Genomic DNA, 21,486 nt, shown 5'->3' on the forward strand with positions numbered 1-21,486 from the left:
GACAAGCTGAAGCCTGGATGAACGGGCCTGAAATCAGGGCCGCATGACGCTGGCCGCGCGCTCGGCGAAAGACATCGGATGTACGACCTCTTTTTTTTGCGCCACTGGCGTAAAGCCTAGTTTTTGATAGAGCGGCAGTGCTGCTGGGTGATCGAGGGTACAGGTTTGCACGGTTACCCGCCTTGGCCCGTGCGACCACGCCGCGGCGATTGCCGCACCGAGGAACCAGCGGCCGATGCCTTGCCCGGTCGCGTGTTCCATCATTCCGAAATAAGCGAGTTCCACTTCCTCCGGCAAATGCGGCTTGAGGTCGAAGAAGCCGGCCGGCGCACCATCCAGATAAAGCACCCTGATGTCGCGGTCCTCGCGGTGGATGCCCGCCGCAAGCTCCTCGTCGTTCAGCCTCAACACATTGACCCAGTGCCATTTGCGGCCGACCCGATCCATCAAATAGCGATAGAAATGCAGCGGAATGTCTTTGGTCTTGAGCAGTGCGATCTGGCGGTTGTACGGCAGCGGCGGCGAATAGGCAGGCGGCACATGCATTTCGAGAAACGTCACGGTGACGTCGATGTCTTCCAGCGATCCGTCTTCCATCACCGTCAGTCCTTGCCCGTCACGACGGGCGTGTCGGAAAGCCCGCCCCATTCGGTCCACGAACCGTCATAAAGCCTGTTGTCGGCACGGCCAAGCGTCTCCAAAGCCAGCGTGATGGCTGCCGCGGTGACGCCCGACCCGCAGGAGGTGACGACCGGCTTCGACAGGTCGATGCCCGCTCCTTCGATCACGTTGCGTAGCCTGTCCTTTGGCAACAATTCGCCGTTTTCCGAAAGCGCCGAAAACGGCACGTTGTGCGCGCCCGGCATATGACCGGAGCGGATGCCGGGGCGCGGCTCCGGCTCGGTGCCGGCAAAACGGCCAGGCGAGCGCGCGTCGGCGATCTGGCTCTCCCCCGTCTCGACGATCCGGCGCATATCGGCAAGGCTGGCGACGCGGGCGGCATCGAAGTTGGCATAAAACACGCAAGGCGCGATCTTCGTCGGCTCCGCCGTCACCGGCCGTCCGGCGGCTTTCCAACGGTCGAAGCCGCCGTCGAGAATATAGACCTGGAATACGCCCATGACGCGAAACAACCACCAGGCGCGCGGTGCAGAAAAGAACCCTGGCCCGTCATAGACAACAATCGTGTCATCGGCCGAAATACCCATCGCGCCGACATATTGCGCGAAATGCTGCGGCGACGGCAGCGTGTGCGGCAGAGCCACGTCGGGGTCCGAAACCGCGTCCTGGTCAAGGAAGCGGGCGCCTGGAATATGCGCTGCGTCATACTCGGCGCGCGCGTCGCGCTTTTGTGCCGGCAGATACCAGGACGCGTCGACAATCGTCAGGCCGGGCTTGCCGAGCCGCTTCTGCAACCAATCGGCATCGATGGTGAAAGGACTGTCGTCGGCCATCTTTTCTCTCCTGTCCCGCCTGTCGCAGTCCTATATCAGGCTGGCGGCATAGGACCAAAGCGAATGCGGAAGCGCCGGTTCTCGCGGCCCTTCTTCTCGATCTTGCCGATATGGATCTCGCCGATTTCGCCGGTGCTCTTTACATGGGTGCCGCCGCAAGGCTGGCTGTCGATCGAGGCGTTCTCGCCGATGCAGACCAATCGGATCTTTCCCGTGCCAGCCGGAGGGCGCACATTCTTGGATTTCACCAGGCCCGGATTGGATGCCAGTTCCTCGTCGGAAATGAGCCGGGTGAAGATCGGGTGGTCGGCCCGCACCAGCTCCATCAGTCTGGCCGTCACGTCTTCCTTGGTAAAGCCGGCGTCCGGGATGTCGAAATCGATACGGCTGTCGTCCTCGGAAACCGCGGCGCCGGTGATCGGGAACGGGCAGACGACGGTAAGCAGGTGGCAGGCAGAATGCATGCGCATCAGCAACTGCCGCCGCGGCCAGTCGATGGCGAGCCGCATGCGCTCGCCCACCTTTGGAACTGCCTGCTCCAGCGCCGGCACATGGATGATCTCGTCCTTGGTTTCGCCGGTGATCGTAGCGGCAATCGCTATGCCAGTGCCGTCGGCGCGCTCGAGGCTGCCAGTGTCGCCCGGCTGCCCGCCCGATGTGGCGTAAAACACTGTCCGGTCCAGAATGATGCCCCCGCGATCGTTGACTGCGACGACGGTGGCGTCGGCCGTCCCCAGATAGGCGTCGTCACGAAACAGCGCTTCGGTCTTGTGCGCCATCACGCAACCCTTTCGAACGGTACCGAAATCGTGCTCTGTTGCTCCATCCACCCCGGCACCGGCAGCTTCTTTTCGCGCAGGAATTCAGGATTGAACAGCTTCGACTGGTAGCGCGTGCCGTAGTCGCAAAGCATGGTCACGATGGTGTGGCCGGGGCCTAACTCGCGCGCCAGGCGAATGGCGCCGGCAATGTTGATGCCGGTCGAACCGCCAACGCAAAGCCCCTCCTCCTGGATCAGGTCGAATATGATCGGCAGTGCGTCCTCGTCGGGGATCTGGAAGGCAAAATCGGGTGTAAAGCCTTGGAGATTGGCGGTGATCCGCCCCTGCCCGATGCCTTCGGTGATCGAACTGCCCTCGGATTTCAGCTCGCCGCTGGTGTAGAAGGAATAGAGCGCAGCCCCCAGCGGATCGGCCAGCGCTATCTTGACTTGGCTGTTCTTGGCCTTCAGCCCGAAACCGACGCCTGCCAGAGTGCCGCCGGAACCGACCGCCGACACGAAACCATCCACCTTGCCGTCGGTCTGGTTCCAGATTTCTTCGGCCGTGGTGCGGATATGGCCGTCACGGTTGGCGACATTGTCGAACTGGTTGGCCCAGATCGCGCCGTTCGGCTCGGTCTTCGCCATCTGCTCGGCCAGCCGGCCCGACAGCTTCACGTAGTTGTTCGGGTTCTTGTAAGGCACGGCGGGCACTTCGATCAGCTCGGCGCCGAGCAGTTTGATTGTATCCTTCTTCTCCTGGCTCTGGGTGTCGGGAATGACGATCACCGTGCGGTAGCCGAGCGCCTTGGCAACCAGTGTCAAGCCGATGCCGGTATTTCCGGCCGTCCCCTCGACGATGACGCCGCCGGGCCGCAGCAACCCGCGCTGCTCCGCATCGCGGATGATAAACAGGCCGGCGCGGTCCTTGACCGACTGCCCGGGATTCATGAATTCGGCCTTACCCAGGATCTCGCAGCCGGTTGCTTCCGAGGCCTTGTTGAGGCGGATCAGGGGCGTGTTGCCGATCACGTCGATCACAGAACGGGGCATGGAGATTCCTTTGTGGGTGCGGCGAAACCCTAGAAACCCGAAGCTTCGGTTTCAAGGCAAGAATTTGCCTGGTCCAGTCGCATTCGCACACTGCAATTCCTGCACCCAGGGGCGCCCAGCCGGTATTCATTTCAACGATGTACCGAAAAGCACTCTTTTCATTCGATTTCTTCACCGGTAGAGCGCAGGTTAAGAAGAGCCGGCGGGGCGCAGCATGACACTCTATCGGGCCAATCCGAAGCATGGCGTCGCCTGGATTACGGGCGGCAGCAGCGGTATCGGCCGTTCGCTGGCCAAGGATCTTGCCGCTCAGGGCTATGTCGTCGCGGTGACTGCGCCCGATGACCATCCGATCGATACGCTCATCGTCGAAACGGCGCAGATGTCGGGGCGTGTCGCAGCCTTTCCTTGCGACGTGACCGACGAAAAACGCATGGCAGAGACGGTTGCAGCGATCGAGAAAAATCTCGGTCCGATCGTGTTGGCAGTGTTCAACGCGGGAAGCTATATCGCAACGCCGGGCGAGGATCTTGTCGCGCGCAATTTCCGTCGGTCTTTCGAAGTCAATTATTTCGGCATCATCAATGGCCTGGTGCCGGTCATCGAACGCATGCGCGTACGCTCGCGCGGCCATGTCGTGCTGATCGGTTCGGTCACCGCCTATTTCGGCTGGCCCACTACCGCCGCTTACGGCGGCACCAAGGCGGCAGTCAATATCTTGGCCGAGTCGCTGAAATACGATTTCGACAAGATGAACGTCCGCATCCAGGTGATTAATTCGGGCTTTGTCGACACGCGGCTGACTGAGAAGAACTTCCTGCCGATGCCGGGCTTGATGCCGGTCAACCTGGCCTCGCGCCGTATCGCGCAAGGCATCGAATGCGGCGGCTTCGAAGTCACATTCCCACGCCGCCTGAGCTGGACGCTGAAGCTGCTCAGGATGCTGCCGAGGCCGTTCTCCCGATGGGTGATCATCACGGTCACCCGCTGGAATGCGCGGCCGCTGAATTTCGACCGCAAGCCACCGGTCGAATAGGATCGGTGACGCGGCGACGGATCGTGTTTGCGGGTCGCTGGGGCGCCACGTCATTGCCGGCGACGCGCTCGCGCCATCGACCACGGCTTCCCTCGCGCAGCGGATTGTCGTGTGGGTCGAGGCGGTGGTGAAGTAAACCAAAGGCCTCAAGCAAAGGGCGACCGAAGCATCACTCCGGTCGCCCTTTTCAATCGTGAGTAACCAAGCCAGGCTTGGCCGGACGCAAAACGGTCAGGTTATGCCGCCCGTGCAGCCGGTCGCTTGCCGCCGAAGCGGCGCTTGTTGTTGCCCTTGAAGGGCTTGGCGCCTTCCGGCTTGCGGTCGCCCGCAAAGGCCGGCTTGTCGCCGCCGAAACGCTTCTTGGCGAAGCCGTTGTTGGCGCCGCCGGGACGCCTGCCGTCGCGACGGCCGTTGTGGTCGTTGCGATCGTTGGCCGGCTCGAAGCTGCGCTCGTTCTTCTCGGCCGGATTGCGCTGCGGATCGGGGCTGCCGAGATGATCGGCAACGATCGGCAGCTTGGTGCGGATGATACGCTCGACCTGGCGCAGCTTGGCGTTTTCCGAAGGGTCGCAAAGCGTGATGGCGATGCCATCCATGCCGTTACGGCCGGTGCGGCCGATGCGGTGGACATAGCTCTCCGCCTCGTCCGGCAGATCGAAATTCACCACATGGCTAATGCCGGGCACATCGATGCCGCGTGCTGCAATGTCGGTCGCCACGAGAATTCGCACCGAGCCTTCGCGGAAATCGTTGAGCGCCTTCTGGCGGGCATTCTGCGACTTGTTGCCGTGGATAACGGCGGCCTTGAAGCCGTCGCGCTCGAGGTCCTTGGTCACCCTGTCGGCGCCATGCTTGGTGCGCGAAAAGATGATAACGGACTTCATCGCCTCGTCGGCGAGCATCGTCGACAACACCTGACGCTTCTGCTTGGTGCGGGCAAAGACGACGCCCTGCACGATCTCCGCGGCCGCAGTGCTGTGGGGGGCGACTTCGACGCGGATCGGGTTCTTCAGCAAGCCTTTCGCCAGCTCGGCGATTTCGGCCGGCATAGTCGCCGAGAACAGCACCGTCTGACGGTCCGGCGCCGTCGCCCTGGCGATGCGCTTGACGTCGTTGATGAAGCCCATGTCGAGCATGCGGTCGCCTTCGTCGAGCACCAGCCATTTGGTGTCGGCAAGTACGAGATCGCCCTCACGCACCAGATCGGTCAGCCGGCCAGGCGTGGCGATCAGGATGTCGACGCCGGGTGCAACCTTCTTGACCTGGCTGAAGCGCGAGACGCCGCCAAGCACCAGCGCGGTCGAGACATGTGCGCCCTTGGCGAGAATCTTGATGGTGTCCTCGATCTGTACGGCGAGCTCGCGCGTCGGCGCCAGGATCAGCGCACGAGCCGTCTTCGGCCGGCGCCTGGTGCCAAGCGCGATGATCTTCGACAGGATCGGCAGCGCGAACGCCGCGGTCTTGCCCGAGCCGGTCTGGGCGATGCCGAAAATGTCGCGGCCTTCGAGCTGCGGCGGGATAGCCTGCGCCTGAATCGGCTTGGGATCGGTAAAGCCGGCGCCATGGGTGGCCTTGAGCAGTGTACCGCTAATTCCAAGTGCGGCGAAACCGGTCAGTTCCCCAGTGTTCTCACCGGTCAAAGTGTTTTCATTGGTCAAAATATTCTTCTTTCATGCGGCTTCTGGCCGCAAACATCGATGGCGGCAGGGCGCAACCTGCCGTTGAAAATTGTCATGAAACGACAAGGCGGGCGGACGTCGTCCACACGGCTGCGCTGTCGTGCCCGCAGGCTTCATGCCACGGGGCTTTTTCGCCACCTTGCCGATATGTCGGGAAGAGGGAAAACAGACGCAACCAGTCTCATTCGTCGAGAAGGCCGGAGTGTCCCGGCCCAAGCGCCTATGCCGCCGCATATGGCCCACTTCGCTTCGGAATGCAAGGGCTCGGATGCTGCAGCGCAGCAAAAGCCATGGCGAAGCGGCGCTTGCGCTCACTTGCTGCCACGATTACCACAATCCAGCTTTCCGTTTTGGGGACCGGTCATGAAGGACGTGCTGAAGGAACTCGAGCGGCGCCGCGAGATCGCCCGCATGGGCGGCGGCCGAGCCCGCATCGAGGCCCAGCATAAGAAGGGCAAGCTCACCGCCCGTGAGCGCATCGACGTCTTCCTCGACGAAGGCTCGTTCGAGGAGTTCGACATGTTCGTCGAGCACCGCTCGACCGATTTCGGCATGGAGAAAACCAAGATCGCCGGCGATGGCGTCGTTACCGGCTGGGGCACCATCAACGGTCGCCCGGTCTATCTTTTCGCCAAGGATTTCACCGTGTTCGGCGGCTCGCTGTCCGAGGCGCATGCCGAAAAGGTGGTCAAGGTGCAGGAGATGGCATTGCGCAACCGCGCGCCGATCATCGGCATCTACGACGCCGGCGGCGCCCGCATCCAGGAAGGCGTGGCGGCGCTCGGCGGCTACGCCGAGATCTTCCAGCGCAATGTTCTGGCCTCCGGCGTCATCCCACAGATTTCGCTGATCATGGGCCCTTGCGCAGGCGGCGACGTCTATTCGCCGGCGATGACCGACTTCATCTTCATGGTCCGCGGCACCTCCTACATGTTCGTCACCGGGCCGGATGTGGTGAAGACCGTCACCAACGAGACAGTCACCGCCGAAAGCCTCGGCGGCGCTTCCGTCCACACGACGAAGTCCTCGATCGCCGACGGAGCCTACGACAATGACGTCGAGGCGCTGTTGCAGATGCGCCGGCTGGTCGATCTGCTGCCCGCCTCCAACACGGCGGAAATTCCCGAGATCGAATGCCACCAGTCGGTCACCGATCACGATCTGTCGCTCGACAGGCTGATCCCCGACAATGCCAACAAACCCTACGACATCAAGGAGTTGATCCTTAAAGTTGCCGACGAGGGTGACTTCTTCGAAATCCAGCAGAATTTTGCGAAAAACATCGTCACCGGCTTCGGCCGTGTCGAGGGCCGCACCGTCGGCTTCGTCGCCAACCAGCCGATGGTGCTGGCCGGCGTGCTCGATGCCGACGCCAGCCGCAAGGCGGCGCGCTTCGTACGCTTCTGCGACTGCTTCTCGATCCCGATCGTCACCTTCGTGGACGTTCCGGGCTTCCTGCCCGGCACCGCGCAGGAGTATGGCGGGCTGATCAAACATGGGGCCAAGCTTCTGTTCGCCTATGCCGAAGCGACCGTCCCAAAGATCACCGTCATCACCAGAAAGGCCTATGGCGGCGCCTATGACGTTATGGCGTCAAAGCATTTGCGCGGCGACATGAACTATGCTTGGCCAACGGCGCAGATTGCCGTCATGGGCGCCAGGGGCGCGGTCGAGATCATCTACCGCAAGGACATCGGCGATGCGGAGAAAATCGCTGCGCATACAAAGGCTTACGAGGATCGCTTCCTTTCGCCCTTCGTTGCCGCCGAGCGCGGCTATGTCGACGAGGTGATCATGCCGCATTCGACCCGCCGGCGCATCGCCCGCGCACTCAGGATGCTGCGCAACAAGGACATGCAGAACCCCTGGAAGAAACACGACAATATACCGCTGTGAGGCGCTGATGTCGCGCCTGATCCTCTACATGGGGACGCGCTTCGGCAGGTTTGCCGTCCTGCTTTTCGCTCTGCCGCTGTTCTGCCCAATAGTCTTATGGTTCTGGTTTCTCGACCGGCATCCGCTCGCCGTCATCGCGGCTGGCGTTGTTGCGATCCCAGCTGCGATGCTGGGCATGGTTCTGTTGATCGGGACATTGTTCGCCGGTTCTCGACCCAGCAAGGCGGAGGGGATCGCTCGGGAATCAGCCCCGAAATTATGGGCCATCTGGGAGAGTATTGCCGGAAAACACCGCGCCAGCCGGACTACCATCGTGCTGAGCCCCGATCTCAACGCCAGTATCGGTGAAGAGCGGCCGTTTCTGGGGCTGCTTGGCCGTGGGGCGATTCTCACCATCGGCCTTCCTCTGCTCGCAGTGACCGACCAAAAGGCTTTTGCCGCGATCTTGGTCCATGAGAACGCACATCTGAGAAACAAGGACACAAACGGCGGCCTCAACCTGGCCGAACTCGAAAAAAGCTTCGATCTAATCTTCGACTTCGCTCCTCCGGGAAAAACCGTTTCGGGCAGCCTGTTCTACTGGATGCTTGGTCCGCTGTCGCGCACGCTGGAGCGCGAAGAAATACGGTTGTCGCGGCGGGCGGAAATTGACGCGGATCGCCATGCAGCGATGTCCGGCGACGCATATGAAGCGGCCCGCGCCCTGCTACTGATCGGTGCTGCCAGTGCGTTTTTCGATGATCAGGTCTACAGTCCGATCCGGCGTGAACTCCTTGGCGCCATGACGCCGCCTCGTCCACCACTCGAAAGGATCCTCGCGGCGGCAGTTCACTTGTCGAGACTTCCCATCCTGCAGGAGTATGCGCAAAAAGCGTGGGACACGCCCGATAACGAAAGCGCGGACCATCCGCCCTGGTCCGACCGTCTGATTGCTCTTTGATTTAGCTCGGTTCCAAAGATAGAACCAATTCTGGTTTCCGCCTTGTCGAGCCTGCTGAGCGATACGATCGTCGCCGAACGCGTCCGGCATTTCGACGGTGAATGGACATCGAACATCGCCGACGACCTCGATCTATAGCTGTCCGCCTGGAGCTACTGCGGCCAATGTCAGAGTCGTCGGCCTATTCCGCTTCCGCCGCTCCGAACCCGGCTCCCATCGTCGCGCTGACAGCGCCCGACCACGGCGTGGCGTGATTGTCGATGCGCATCTGGAAGATGAAATAGGTCGGCGAGCAGAAGCCGATGCCTTTCACCTTGCCGATGCCCGGCGTATCGGGCGGCAGCGACTGGCACATGTAATCCTCGCGACAGAAATGGTCGGCCGAGCAGGCGGGACGATTACCACGATTGACAGCGCCGCCCAGGCACTGGTCGAAATTATTGGTCGCCACGCAGGTGTCGAATTTTTTGCCGCCGACCAATCCGCAAATCTCGTTCGGCATCGGCTTGCCCGGTTTGAAGGCGGCAAAGCTGCGATCCCGATCGTCGCAGCCGCGATAGGCGATACCCGCCGGCACGCCGATCTTCGGCGGTCGGCAGGTGTAGCCAGTACGCGAAATGCCTGGCGCGAGCGCCGCGAACTGGCCGGTGATGATATAGCGGTCATTGAAAGGTTGCGCCGGGTTGCTGGTGATCGAGCCGGTCAGGCACGGATGGCCGGAGAATATGTTTTCGCTGTCCTTGGGCAACAGACATTGCGCCAGCTTGGTGCGCACGCCGGACGCGGTCGCCAGCGGCGTGCAGACGGTGCCGCCGCCGCATTGCCAAGTCGCGCCGAAACGGGCTGCATCTTCCGGCATGAAGCACGGCATCGCCATTTCGGCCGGCGAATAGGCAATTTCGCTGGCATCGTTCCATGTCGCCGGCGGCGCGAAGGACAGCGGGCGGAAGCGGTTCGGTTCCTTGCCCCCGGCAGTCGCGCGCAGCCAGGCGACGCGGCGCGGGACATCGGCGTGAAGATGCGGTGAGATACCGACCTCGATGCGGTTGAGCGGCGAGGTCGTCTTGTCATCCAGGCCGATAAAGTGGAACCCGGCGGTCGAACCCGCCTGATGGCAGCCTTGGCAGGCGCCATTGTCCAGCCGCTCGACCAATGCCTCTGGCGTGCGCACCAGCTTCCGCTTGGAATAATCAAGCCCGGCTAAATCCGCGGGCTGGAACAGTGGCGTGAACGGGTGGTTGGCCTGCCTTGCGCTGCCGAAAGTCGACCATGAGACTACCTTCTTTGCCAAGAATTTATCGGGGATTTGGTAGACGCCGGAGTCGATTGCCGCGACATTGGTGCGGACATAGTCGGCAAGTCTTGCTTTCAGCGCAGCGTCGTCGGCGAGACGTGCCGTGTCGGGCGTGTTTTCCAGCGGTCTTTCACTGACAGCCCCGCCGTCGATGCCGAAAATGCGCATGAGATAGGCGGCCTGTCCGCCGAATTCGGTCTCCTGGCCGGAGGGGAAGCGGACCACTTGCGCATTGAGCTCGAGCTGCTTGAAGGTGAGCGCCGCTCTTTCCAGCGGCCCGCCGATCAGCCAGCCGGCATCGACGCTCTCGTCGAGTTGTGGTGCCCAGCGTCCGGCGACGCCGACACAACCGCCATCGGCATCCGGCGCGACATTGTAGATGGCACTGAAATTGAACGGCAGGCGCGAGGCCAAAACCTTGCCGTTCTTCTTGAAGCTGTAGGCGAGGCGATAGATGAAGCGCACTTCGCCGCAACTCGTGTCGCCTTGCAGCGCGGCGAAGTCGCGCCGATCGAGCCGGTTGACTATGCCGACGAGACGGAAGCGCGCGGCATCGGTCCTCAGCCAGCGCATGTCCATGACACGGCCGACATTGCCGTCGGTCACCTCGTAAAGCGGCCGGCTGCCGGCCTTCATCTCGGCCCGCAATGCTGCGACGTCGCTTGCAATCGTTTCGACGATCGCATGATAGGCCGGCGCCTTGTCGTAGAGAGTCTTCAAATCGCCCTTGCCATCGACGCCGAAAATGCCGGCGAAACCATAGCCCTTGCTGTCAAGCTCGGCGAGAACAGCCGGGTCGTCGACGATGGTTAGCGGAGTTTCGGCGTTCGCGGCCTGTACCATGGACATGGCACTAATGATCGCAAGGAGCAGCGCAATCAGGCGGTTCATTCGGCAGCCATCCCGCGGCTTTCAACGAGCTCGCGCAGCACCGCCACCAGCGCCAGCGGCAGGTCCTCGGCGATCAGCCCCGGTCCGAAACGGGTGCCGGTCTCGGCATGGATCCAGACTGCCGCACAGGCCGCTTCGAAGGCTGGCATGCCCTGAGCCAGCAACCCGGCGATGATGCCCGACAGCACATCGCCCGAACCGGCGGTAGCCAGCCATGAGGCACCATTGCTGTTGATCGCTGCCCGGCCATTGGGGGCCGCGATCACTGTGTCGGCGCCCTTGTAAACGAGGATAGCACTGGCACGCTTAGCGGCGGCGCGGGCTTTGGCGAGCTTGGACAAATCGTGGTGCCCGGCGACATCGGGAAAAAGCTTGGCGAACTCGCCCTCATGCGGCGTCATCACCAGAGCCGGCGTTTTCGGTCGACGGGCGGCTTCGAACAGGGCATCCGGCGTGTCGCGAAACGAGGTGATGCCGTCGGCGTCGAGCACCAGCCCGTCGATCCCGCTGCCCTGCCCATGGGCGTTGCCAAGTACGACCAGGGCAAAATCGCGCGTTTTCTCCCCGATGCCAAATCCCGGGCCAAGCACGAAGGCCGATGGGCGGCGGCTGCCGACGAATTCGTCCACATCCGCGATAGTGTCTATCTTGTGCAGCATGACCGAGGTCAGATGCGCCGCGTTCACCTGCATGGCGTTCGCCGGCGACAGCAAGGTGACGGCCCCTGCCCCGCTCCGGGCCGCGGCAAGCGCCGACAGCCGCGCAGCACCCGTCGCCGACGGTCCGCCGGAAAAGACGCCAACATGGCCGCGCTTGTACTTATGGGCGTCGACGGCCGGAACCGGAAAGCGGTCAAGCCAGAGCGCCCGAATGTTCTCGAATGTTCGCGGTTGAAGCTGCGCAACGATGCTGTTGTCTATGCCGATATCGGCGAGCTCGATGTCGCCGCACAGCTCGCGCCCCGGCAACAGCAGATGGCCTGGCTTCTTTCGCGCGAAGGTCACCGTGGTCCGGGCCCGGAAGGCCTTTCCTAACACATTGCCGCTCTCGCCTGAAACGCCCGACGGCAGGTCGACCGCCACAACCGGCAAGTTCAATTCGGCCGCAATGTCGATCACCTTGGCGGCGTCGCCGGACAGCGGCTTGGACAGCCCCGCCCCATAGAGCGCGTCAACCACGACGGAGCCCACCTCGGCAACGAAATCCGACAGCGGCCGAGCTTCAACCGGGCATTCCGAGGCAGCGAGTGCCGCATCACGGCCGCCTTTGGGCGATCCGGACGCCCACACAGAGACATCGACGGCGCTCTCCCGAAGGATGCGGGCCACGACATAGCCGTCGCCGCCATTGTTACCGGGGCCGCAAAGCACGTGGACGCGTGTCGCCGCCGGGTAGCGCTTGAGCACTACGGCGGCAACCGCGGCGCCGGCATTGCGCATCAGGCCAATACCGTCGAATGGACCGGCGGCAATCGCCAGCCGGTCGGCCTCGGCCATTTCGGAGGGAGACAAAAGTTCGTTGCTCATGGAATATCAGGCGACATGCACATCATTTCCCCAAGCATTGTCCAGTTTTTGATCCGACGCAAACAACGAAGGTCCCCAAGCAAATTTGGCGGCGCACCTCGTTCGGGACGACGGCGCGCAGCTGCTCATGAAATATCCGATCTGCCCAATTTTTGTGCGGACGGCAGGACCGGCGGTGTGTACGCTCGCGGCGTTCATGGCACATCCGACGCAGCGAATGATGCGAATGTACATTCCTGCGCGGCATGGTATCCAAATCATGTGAGGCTGCTCGGCGCCCCATCAATTGGCACAGTTCGTGCTTGATTGAGGCGCAAGCGGGGCTCACAACCCGTCTTTTTTGGCAGTGGAGGCCACTTTTTACATGAAAAAGATCGAAGCGATCATCAAGCCGTTCAAGCTAGACGAAGTGAAGGAAGCGCTTCAGGAGGCCGGGCTGCAAGGCATCACCGTGACCGAAGCCAAGGGCTTTGGCCGCCAGAAGGGCCACACCGAGCTTTATCGCGGCGCCGAATATGTCGTCGACTTCCTGCCAAAGGTGAAAATCGAGGTCGTGCTCGGCGACGATGCGGTCGAAGCCGCGATCGAAGCTATCCGCAAGGCGGCCCAGACCGGCCGTATCGGCGACGGCAAGATCTTCGTCTCGAACATCGAGGAAGTGGTGCGCATCCGCACCGGCGAAACCGGCATGGACGCCGTCTGAATTTTCCCGTTAAAAGGCCACGTTCAAACGTCATCACATAGGGAAGCAGGGACATGACGACAGCCAAAGACATCATGAAGCAGATCAAAGACAACGACGTGAAGTTCGTTGATCTGCGCTTCACCGATCCGAAGGGCAAACTGCAGCACGTAACGATGGATGTCGTCGAGGTCGAGGAAGACATGTTTGCCGATGGCGTCATGTTCGACGGTTCCTCGATCGCCGGCTGGAAGGCGATCAACGAGTCCGACATGGTGCTGATGCCCGATGCGGATACGGTGCATATGGACCCGTTCTTCGCCCAGTCGACCATGGTCATCCTGTGCGACATTCTCGATCCGATCTCGGGAGAATCCTACAACCGCGACCCCCGCGGCACCGCCAAGAAGGCCGAGGCCTACATGATGGCCGAGGGCATCGGCGACCAGATCTTCGTCGGTCCTGAAGCCGAGTTCTTCGTGTTCGACGACGTCAAGTACAAGGCCGATCCTTACAACACCGGCTTCAGGCTGGATTCCACCGAACTGCCGTCCAATGACGACACCGACTATGAGACCGGCAACCTCGGTCACCGGCCGCGCATCAAGGGCGGCTATTTCCCGGTGCCGCCGATCGATTCGGCACAGGACATGCGCTCGGAAATGCTCACCGTGCTCGCCGAAATGGGCGTGCGCGTTGAAAAGCACCATCACGAAGTGGCCGCCGCGCAGCACGAGCTCGGCATCAAGTTCGACACGCTGGTCCGCAACGCCGACAAGATGCTGATCTACAAATATGTCGTGCACCAGGTCGCCAACGCCTATGGGAAGACGGCCACTTTCATGCCGAAGCCGGTGTTCGGCGACAATGGCTCGGGCATGCATGTCCACCAGTCGATCTGGAAAGAAGGCAAGCCGACTTTCGCCGGCAACGAATATGCCGGCCTGTCTGAGAGCTGCCTGTTCTACATCGGTGGCATCATCAAGCATGCGAAGGCGATCAACGCCTTCACCAACCCGCTGACCAATTCCTACAAGCGCCTGGTTCCGGGCTATGAAGCGCCGGTGCTGCTCGCCTATTCGGCACGCAACCGCTCGGCCTCGTGCCGCATTCCGTTCGGCTCGTCGCCGAAATCCAAGCGCGTCGAGGTCCGCTTCCCCGATCCTGGTGCCAACCCCTATCTCGCATTTGCCGCCATGCTGATGGCCGGCCTCGACGGCATCAAGAACAAGATCCACCCGGGACAGCCGATGGACAAGGATCTCTACGACCTGCCGCCGAAGGAATTGAAGAAGATCCCGACCGTCTGCGGGTCGCTGCGCGAAGCCCTGCAGAGCCTCGACAAGGACCGCGGGTTCCTGAAGGCCGGCGGCGTCTTCGACGACGACCAGATCGACAGCTATATCGAGCTCAAGATGGCCGAGGTGATGCGCTTCGAAATGACGCCGCATCCGGTCGAATACGATATGTATTACTCGGTGTGATCCCGAACCTCATAGTCACGTAGAAAAAACCCCGGCGGTTACGCCGGGGTTTTTTTATGCAATGCGATGGGAAAGAAAGTCACCGCGGAGACACCCGAGGTCCGCGCCGTGAACGCATTCTCAAGCGGCGGCCGAAACCTCGGCGCTGGTCGGGACGGAGGCGATCGTCTTCAATATCTGCGAAGCGATCTGGTAGGGGTCGCCCTGCGAGTTCGGACGGCGATCCTCGAGATAGCCCTTGTAGCCGTTGTTGATAAAAGAATGCGGCACGCGGATCGAAGCGCCGCGGTCGGCGATGCCGTAGCTGAACCTGTTCCAGGGCGCGGTCTCGTGCTTGCCGGTCAAACGCTTGTCGTTGTCCGGCCCATAGACGGCGATGTGATCCATCAGGTTTTTGTCGAAGGCTGCCATCAGCGCCTCGAAATAGCTCTTGCCGCCGACTTCGCGCATATAGGCGGTCGAGAAGTTGGCATGCATGCCGGAGCCGTTCCAATCGGTGTCGCCGAGCGGCTTGCAGTGGTATTCGATGTCGATGCCGTACTTCTCGGTCAGGCGCTGCAACAAATAGCGCGCCATCCACATCTGGTCGGCGGCCTTCTTGGAGCCCTTGCCAAAGATCTGGAATTCCCACTGGCCTTTGGCTACCTCGGCGTTGATGCCTTCATGATTGATGCCGGCGGCAAGGCAAAGGTCGAGATGCTCCTCGACGATCTGCCTGGCGACGGAGCCGACATTGCTATAGCCGACGCCAGTGTAGTACGGGCCTTGCGGCGCCGGATAGCCACTCTCGGGGAAGCCGAGCGGACGGCCGTCCTTGTAGAAGAAATATTCCTGCTCGAAGCCGAACCAGGCGCCCTCGTCGTCGAGAATGGTGGCGCGTTTGTTGGACGCGTGCGGCGTTACGCCGTCCGGCATCATGACTTCGCACATGACGAGCGCGCCATTGGTGCGGGCGGGATCCGGATAAACGGCGACCGGCTTCAAAACGCAGTCGGAGCTGTGGCCCTCGGCCTGCATGGTCGAAGAACCGTCGAAGCCCCACAGCGGAAGCTGGTCGAGCGTCGGAAACTCGGCGTAGTCCTTGACCTGCGTCTTTCCGCGAAGGTTGGGAACCGGGGTATATCCATCGAGCCAAATGTACTCGAGCTTGTATTTCGTCATTCTAGCCTCTCGTTGCTTGATCACCGAACCCTGGATGGCGCCGGGGCGAGCCGGCCTATCCAGCAGCCGACCTGCCGGACTAGTAAAATGCAATTCGTGTGCCATTCTCGCCGGCGACGGATGCGGCAAAAGTGGGGTTGTATCCACCCAAAATCGCTGGTCCGCTGTCATGCTGCGCTCGGATCATCCACAAGCACATTTTGCACAAATAATATGCAAGTACTGATCTTTTCGTAATCATGTTGCCTAATTCGGTTGCTGAACCTATGTTGGGGAAAGGTTGAATCGGCAAGGTTCTGTCGAAGAAAGGAAACCGACAATGGAAATCACTTCCACTCGTCAGTCGGCCAAAATCCTGATGTTCCCGGTGGCAGCGCGCGCCTCTGCCTCAAATTTAAGCGGAAAGGCTAAGTTCGCGGCAGAACTTGCTTCTTTGCGCAACCGAACGGATTTCGGAAGTGCCTGGTATCATGAGGCAGCGATCGAGGAAGCGAAACAGGATCGGAAGAGCTAAGCCCTGCACTCGATAAATTGAAAAAGCCCGGCGCGATCGCTCGCGCCGGGCTTTGCTATGGACCGGTACAGGCTACTGCTTGGTGTGCAGGTCCGTTCCGAGCGTGTCCCTGATGAAGATCATGCCGATGATCAGCGACATCGCCGCGATCACCACGGGATACCAGAGACCGTAGTAGATATCGCCCTTGTAGGCGCTGAGCGCGAACACCGTCGCCGGCAGCAGCCCGCCGAACCAGCCATTGCCGATGTGATAGGGCAGCGACATGCCGGTGTAACGGATGCGGGTCGGGAACATCTCGACCAGGATCGCGGCGATCGGCCCGTAGACCATCGTGACGAAGACCACGAGGATGAACAGGATGGCGATCGTCATCGGCCAGTTGACCGCTGCAGGGTCGGCAAACATGGCGAAGGGACCGCCGCCGGGTACGGTATAGACGGTAACCTCGGGGGCTCCCGCAGCCTCGTCGGCAGTCAGCAGCTTGTCCTTGATCGCCTGGTCAGTCGGAACGGTAGCCTTGTCGCCGGCGCGGATTGCCGCGGCATCGAGCTTCAGCTCAGGATTGGCCGCAATGAAGGCCTCGAGCTTCTGGTCCGGCACCTTGGCGGCTGCCCGCTTCAGCGGGTAGCCGCCATCCCGAAGTGCCGTGTAGACCGCCTTGGCGAAAGCGGCATCCTTGGCCTTGGCCTGATCGCCGGCGGCAGTGGCGTCATAAGACTCAACCGTCTCGTTGCCGATTTTGACCGACGCGGCTGTACCGGGCGCCGCAGTCGATACCACGTCGTACGGCACCGAGTTCTTGGTCAGGAACGAGGTGGCGATATCGCACGAGGTCGTGAACTTTGCAGTGCCCACCGGATTGAACTGGAACTTGCAGTCCCCCGGTGCCGCGGTCACCGTCGCGCGTGTGTTCTGCTGCGCGGTGGCGAGCGCCGGATTGGCTGCCCAGGTCAGCGCCCTGAACAATGGGAAGGTGCAGACGATTGCCAGTGCAAGGCCGGCCATGATGATCGGCTTGCGGCCGATCTTGTCGGAAAGCCAGCCGAACACGACGAAGAAGATCGAGCCGATCGCCAGCGCAATGGCGATCATGATGTTGACCGATTGCGCCTCGACCTTGAGCACGTTCTGCAGGAAGAACAGCGCATAGAACTGGCCGTTGTACCAGACCACGGCCTGACCGGCGGTAAGGCCGAGTAGCGCCAGCAGCGCGATTTTTGCGTTCTTCCACTGGCCGAAGGCTTCCGTCAATGGTGCCTTGGAGCCTTTGCCTTCGTCCTTCATGCGCTGGAAGGTCGGCGATTCGGAGAGCGACAGCCGGATCCAGAGCGAGATGCCGAGCAGCAGGAAGGAGACCAGGAAAGGAACGCGCCAACCCCAGGCGGCATAAGTTTCCTTGCTCATCGAGGCCTGCACGATCAGGATGACGATCAGCGACAGGAACAGGCCGAGCGTCGCCGTCGTCTGGATCCATGACGTGTAGTAGCCGCGGCGGTCGTCGGGCGCATGTTCGGCGACATAGGTCGCGGCGCCACCATATTCGCCGCCGAGCGCCAGGCCCTGCAGCATGCGCAGGATGATCAGGATCACCGGCGCGGCGATGCCCCAGCTCGCATATCCGGGCAGAAGGCCGACCAGGAAGGTCGACAGGCCCATGATCGTCATGGTGACGAGGAAGGTATATTTACGGCCGACGAGATCACCGATGCGGCCGAACAGCAGGGCGCCAAACGGGCGCACCAGGAAACCGGCCGCGAAGGCGAGCAGGGCGAAGATGTTGCGTGTCGCTTCCGGCGCCGACGAGAAGAAGGTGGCGCCGATGAAGGCGGCCAGCGAGCCGTAGAGATAAAAATCGTACCATTCGAAAACGGTGCCGAGCGAAGAAGCGAAGATGACCTTCTTCTCCTCGCGTGTCATGCCGCGGCTTGTTTTGCCGGCGGTCGATGCCATTGCCATGAGCGTATCCTCCCGTGTGATTCCGTCAGCCCTCGATGCTGCGCGTCATCGTCCGCGTTTCCTCGCAACGCAGACTCAGTGCAGCCACCGGTGCAAAAAATGACAGAAAGCAGTGCCCAGAGGCAGACCGCCTTTGGGATTATGACTTTGGTCTAATGTGCAGTGCGAAATAGCGGGCGGTGCCGTCAGCCTTTGAGAGCTTCGAGCAGCTTGACTGCGGCCATCATGTCGCGCTTGCGGGCAGCGCGGCGCGCGAGCGCCTCTGCATCATGGCCCCATTGCTCAGCCTGCCAGTCCTCGTCGACATGACCGGCAGCCCAGGCCGCCTCGCCGTCGAGCTCGCCGAAGTCGACGGCGAGCGCCAGCAGCGCCGATCCGGTCAGCGAGGTCATGACGTGGATGGCGGCAAGGCGCAGCGGATCGGCACGTTGGGCAAGATGCTGGCCGAGCAGCGCGATACTCTCGCGGGGCTGTTCGACATGGATCACGCCTTCGGCGAGATGGAACCGGGCGCCGAGTGCGCTGCGCACCCAGTCGATGACCGGGTCCCAATGCTCGTTCTGCCGGTCGACTAGTCCTTGGGGCGCATCGGCGCGGTAGCAGAGCAGATCGGATGAGGCGAAGCGCAGGACGTCCTCCAGCACCGCCTGGGGATCACTGGCGACGCCATCGATTGCCGTATTGACCAGACGCATCACCGGCATCGTCACCGGGTCGATGGTCTCCTCCTGTGCGGCGAATTCCTCGGCAACGAGAGCAGCCGCCTTTTCAGTCGGCAGCGCCAGCAGCGCCTTGGCCGGCGTGCGGACGGGCTTGCCATCGAGATGGACGGCAAAACCATCTTCGACCGGCGCGACTGCGACGGTCTTGTAGAAGCGCTTCGGCAGTTGCGTCTTCATCTGGATCTGGGCGCGACGCACCGGGTCCGGATCGGAGAGCTGCTTTCCCGCTTCGAGGTCGTTCAATATGTCGCGCATGCTCATCCGGGGACTTGTTTTCGGGCCGGCCGGTTGACGATGATAAGACCGGCGGCGATGGGGCCGAGTGCCACGAAGATACGAACGGTCAACGGCTCGTTCAAGAAGACGGCGCCGCAGAGCACACCGAACACCGGCGACAGGAAGGTGAAGCTCGACAGTCCAGATGCAGGGTAGCGCCGGAGCAGCCAGAACCACAGAACATAGGTGAACGCGACGACGTAGACGGCCTGGAACAGCAGAGCCAAGGTCGGCAGAACGGCAAAGCTGCGGACTGGCGGGCCGGCAAAGGCATCACCAAAATCCCGACGACGGCGGCCCCGGCCAGCTGATAGAGCAGCAGCTTTTCGGCGCTGGCCGTCACCAGCTTCGACCGCTTGATGACGATATTGGTCACGGCCCACAGAATGCCGGCGCCGAGACTGAGCAAATCGCCGCTCAATGTTGCGCCGCCATTGGCGCTCAGTTTGTCGGAAAACACCGCGACCAGTCCGGTGAAAGCGAGCAGAAGACCAACGAGCTTGCGTGCCGTGATGCTTTCACCCAGCAGGAAATGGCCGCCGACCAGCATCCAGAACGGCATGGTGTTGACCAGCAAGGTGTTGCGCACGACGGTGGTGTGTTCGAGCCCGACATACAGAAACAGGAACTCGAGACCGAAAAGCGCGCCTGCCAGAATGCCGGCGACGAGGGTCTTGTCGGGCGTGAACAGCGCGATGCCGCGCCAGCGGCACCAGCCGAAAACACACAGGCCGCCGATCACCGAGCGGTCGATCGACAGGAAAACGGGATCGTAGCCGGCATAGGAGATCTTGGCGGCGACGTAGTTCAGCCCCCAGGAAAAAGTCAGCCCAACCATGATGGCGGCGGCGGCAGCGTCAACGGAACTGCGGCGGTCCATTGCGGTTGCTGCGGTCATTGCTTGGACTGGCTTTCCAGCTTCGCGAGCAGCGCCTTCAGCACTTCGGTATTCTGCCTTACCGCTTCGGTGTTCTCACGGCCGATTTCGGCCATCGACCCCTGCCGGGTTGCAACGCGGCGTACATAAGCGAACCAGACGACGAGAATCAGGATGAATGGCAACCAGTTCACCAACTGACGAACGAGCGACGCTTCATCCATGGTTTACGCCCTCGCTCATTTAATCCTCCGCGCTTGCGTCGTCGAAGCCGATCAGGTTCCAGCTCTGGCGCATGTGCGGCGGCATCGGCGCGGTGACGTCGACAAACCCCTTGTCGGGATGCGGGATGACGATGCGGCGGGCGTGCAGATGCAGACGGTTCTGCATGCCGCCGGGAAAATCCCAATTGGTGTCGGCCTCGAAATATTTGGGGTCACCGATGATCGGGCAGCCGATATGCGCGGCATGGACACGAAGCTGGTGGGTGCGGCCGGTATACGGCTCCATCTCCAGCCAGGTCATCGTCTGTGCAGCCTGCTCGATGACACGGTAGTAGGACACGGCGTGGTCGGCGCCCTTTTCGCCATGCTTGGCGATGCGCACGCGATCGCCGTCGGGCGTCGGTTCCTTGATCAACCAGGTCGAGATCTTGTCCTCGCGCTTCGGCGGCACACCCTTGACCAGCGCCCAGTAGGTTTTCTTCGTCTCACGCGCCCGGAACGCTTCGGCGAGCTTCATGGCGGCGAGCCTTGTACGGGCGACAACCAGAACACCCGACGTGTCGCGGTCGAGCCGGTGCACCAGACGTGGCTTCTCGCCCTTCTGGTTGCGCCAGGCTTCCAGCATGTCGTCGACATTGCGGGTGACCCCGGAGCCGCCTTGCACCGCCAGGCCGGCCGGCTTGTTGAAGACGAAGACCTTCGGGTCCTCATGGATCAGCATCTTGGCCAGGACATCGGCGTCGCCCTGGTTGCGTATCGAATGGCCGGTCAGCGGGCTTTCGCCTTTCTTGTCGACTTCGAGCGGCGGCACACGCACCGTTTGGCCGGCTTCGACGCGGGTATCGGCCTTCACCCTGCCGCCGTCGACGCGGATCTGGCCGGAACGCAGCAGCTTCTGCAGATGACCAAAACCGAGACCGGGGAAATGGCTCTTGAACCAGCGGTCGAGCCGCATGCCCGCCTCACCGGCGTCCACTGTGATCTGTTCAACGCCTGCCATGATTCCAATCGCCGTTTTGCAGGCATGCAACGGCATTCGCCGGCACCCGCAATCTCAC

Annotated in this window: 18 protein-coding genes and 1 pseudogene; 6 read left to right on the forward strand and 13 right to left on the reverse strand. The window is 61.8% G+C overall.

Annotated features, from left to right (window positions below; all coding sequences use genetic code 11):
• Positions 1–33: 33 nt before the first annotated feature.
• The 4 genes from NKJ12_RS16900 to NKJ12_RS16915 are packed head-to-tail and all read right to left on the reverse strand — an operon-like array spanning position 34 to position 3,267.
• Entirely contained in the window at positions 34–597 is a 564-nt protein-coding gene (locus NKJ12_RS16900; protein ID WP_254817177.1) for a GNAT family N-acetyltransferase, read from the reverse strand.
• A 5-nt stretch (positions 598–602) separates the two neighbouring features.
• Positions 603–1,454 (reverse strand): 3-mercaptopyruvate sulfurtransferase, encoded by an 852-nt coding sequence (sseA, locus tag NKJ12_RS16905; RefSeq protein WP_352704023.1) that lies wholly within the window; start codon positions 1,452–1,454, stop codon positions 603–605.
• 35 nt (positions 1,455–1,489) lie between these two features.
• On the reverse strand, positions 1,490–2,233 hold the full coding sequence (locus tag NKJ12_RS16910; RefSeq protein WP_254817175.1) for an alanyl-tRNA editing protein: 744 nt from the start codon (positions 2,231–2,233) through the stop codon (positions 1,490–1,492).
• Positions 2,233–3,267, reverse strand: coding sequence for a cysteine synthase A (locus NKJ12_RS16915; protein ID WP_254817174.1), 1,035 nt, complete (start codon positions 3,265–3,267; stop codon positions 2,233–2,235). The genes NKJ12_RS16910 and NKJ12_RS16915 overlap by 1 nt, the downstream gene beginning before the upstream one ends.
• A 214-nt stretch (positions 3,268–3,481) precedes the next feature.
• Between NKJ12_RS16915 and NKJ12_RS16920 the strand changes: the two genes are divergently transcribed.
• On the forward strand, positions 3,482–4,303 hold the full coding sequence (locus NKJ12_RS16920) for an SDR family oxidoreductase (protein ID WP_352704027.1): 822 nt from the start codon (positions 3,482–3,484) through the stop codon (positions 4,301–4,303).
• 236 nt (positions 4,304–4,539) lie between these two features.
• On the opposite strand, the gene NKJ12_RS16925 is transcribed toward NKJ12_RS16920, so the two are convergent.
• On the reverse strand, positions 4,540–5,961 hold the full coding sequence (locus NKJ12_RS16925; RefSeq protein WP_352704029.1) for a DEAD/DEAH box helicase: 1,422 nt from the start codon (positions 5,959–5,961) through the stop codon (positions 4,540–4,542).
• 384 nt (positions 5,962–6,345) lie between these two features.
• On the opposite strand from NKJ12_RS16925, the gene NKJ12_RS16930 reads away from it, so the two are divergent.
• On the forward strand, positions 6,346–7,878 hold the full coding sequence (locus tag NKJ12_RS16930; RefSeq protein WP_352478807.1) for an acyl-CoA carboxylase subunit beta: 1,533 nt from the start codon (positions 6,346–6,348) through the stop codon (positions 7,876–7,878).
• Positions 7,879–7,885: 7 nt separating this feature from the next.
• Positions 7,886–8,818 (forward strand): M48 family metallopeptidase, encoded by a 933-nt coding sequence (locus NKJ12_RS16935; protein WP_352704032.1) that lies wholly within the window; start codon positions 7,886–7,888, stop codon positions 8,816–8,818.
• Between the two features lie 181 nt (positions 8,819–8,999).
• Here NKJ12_RS16935 and NKJ12_RS16940 read toward each other — a convergent pair whose 3' ends face one another.
• Both NKJ12_RS16940 and NKJ12_RS16945 read right to left on the reverse strand, forming a co-directional pair.
• On the reverse strand, positions 9,000–11,003 hold the full coding sequence (locus NKJ12_RS16940) for a hypothetical protein (protein ID WP_352704034.1): 2,004 nt from the start codon (positions 11,001–11,003) through the stop codon (positions 9,000–9,002).
• Complete coding sequence (locus NKJ12_RS16945; RefSeq protein ID WP_352704036.1) at positions 11,000–12,529, reverse strand: NAD(P)H-hydrate dehydratase; 1,530 nt, start codon at positions 12,527–12,529, stop codon at positions 11,000–11,002. The genes NKJ12_RS16940 and NKJ12_RS16945 overlap by 4 nt, the downstream gene beginning before the upstream one ends.
• A 364-nt stretch (positions 12,530–12,893) precedes the next feature.
• On the opposite strand from NKJ12_RS16945, the gene NKJ12_RS16950 reads away from it, so the two are divergent.
• Both NKJ12_RS16950 and glnA read left to right on the forward strand, forming a co-directional pair.
• Positions 12,894–13,232: a P-II family nitrogen regulator gene (locus tag NKJ12_RS16950; RefSeq protein WP_019857988.1), complete on the forward strand. Its 339-nt coding sequence runs from the start codon at positions 12,894–12,896 to the stop codon at positions 13,230–13,232.
• A gap of 53 nt (positions 13,233–13,285) precedes the next feature.
• Entirely contained in the window at positions 13,286–14,695 is a 1,410-nt protein-coding gene (glnA, locus tag NKJ12_RS16955; RefSeq protein ID WP_352704038.1) for a type I glutamate--ammonia ligase, read from the forward strand.
• Between the two features lie 120 nt (positions 14,696–14,815).
• Here the strand turns inward: glnA and NKJ12_RS16960 are convergent, their stop codons facing one another.
• On the reverse strand, positions 14,816–15,856 hold the full coding sequence (locus tag NKJ12_RS16960; protein WP_352645824.1) for a glutamine synthetase beta-grasp domain-containing protein: 1,041 nt from the start codon (positions 15,854–15,856) through the stop codon (positions 14,816–14,818).
• Between the two features lie 319 nt (positions 15,857–16,175).
• Between NKJ12_RS16960 and NKJ12_RS16965 the strand changes: the two genes are divergently transcribed.
• Complete coding sequence (locus tag NKJ12_RS16965; protein WP_292660390.1) at positions 16,176–16,370, forward strand: DUF2735 domain-containing protein; 195 nt, start codon at positions 16,176–16,178, stop codon at positions 16,368–16,370.
• Positions 16,371–16,442: 72 nt separating this feature from the next.
• Here the strand turns inward: NKJ12_RS16965 and NKJ12_RS16970 are convergent, their stop codons facing one another.
• The 5 genes and pseudogenes from NKJ12_RS16970 to NKJ12_RS16990 form a co-directional block, all read right to left on the reverse strand.
• Positions 16,443–18,329 carry an MFS transporter gene (locus tag NKJ12_RS16970; protein ID WP_352704040.1) on the reverse strand — a complete coding sequence of 629 codons (1,887 nt, stop codon included), beginning with the start codon at positions 18,327–18,329 and terminating at the stop codon, positions 16,443–16,445.
• A gap of 185 nt (positions 18,330–18,514) precedes the next feature.
• Positions 18,515–19,306, reverse strand: a complete 792-nt coding sequence (locus NKJ12_RS16975; protein WP_352645827.1) for an ATP12 family chaperone protein — start codon at positions 19,304–19,306, stop codon at positions 18,515–18,517.
• 2 nt (positions 19,307–19,308) lie between these two features.
• A pseudogene (locus NKJ12_RS16980) lies at positions 19,309–20,225 on the reverse strand (DMT family transporter).
• Positions 20,222–20,428, reverse strand: a complete 207-nt coding sequence (locus NKJ12_RS16985; RefSeq protein ID WP_352704044.1) for a hypothetical protein — start codon at positions 20,426–20,428, stop codon at positions 20,222–20,224. Before NKJ12_RS16985 ends, NKJ12_RS16980 begins: the two are co-directional and overlap by 4 nt.
• A 19-nt stretch (positions 20,429–20,447) precedes the next feature.
• Positions 20,448–21,428, reverse strand: coding sequence for an RluA family pseudouridine synthase (locus tag NKJ12_RS16990; protein WP_352507446.1), 981 nt, complete (start codon positions 21,426–21,428; stop codon positions 20,448–20,450).
• Between the last annotated feature and the right edge of the window lie 58 nt (positions 21,429–21,486).

Origin of the sequence: Mesorhizobium sp. M0195 (assembly GCF_040322115.1) — a bacterium.
GTDB lineage: Bacteria > Pseudomonadota > Alphaproteobacteria > Rhizobiales > Rhizobiaceae > Mesorhizobium.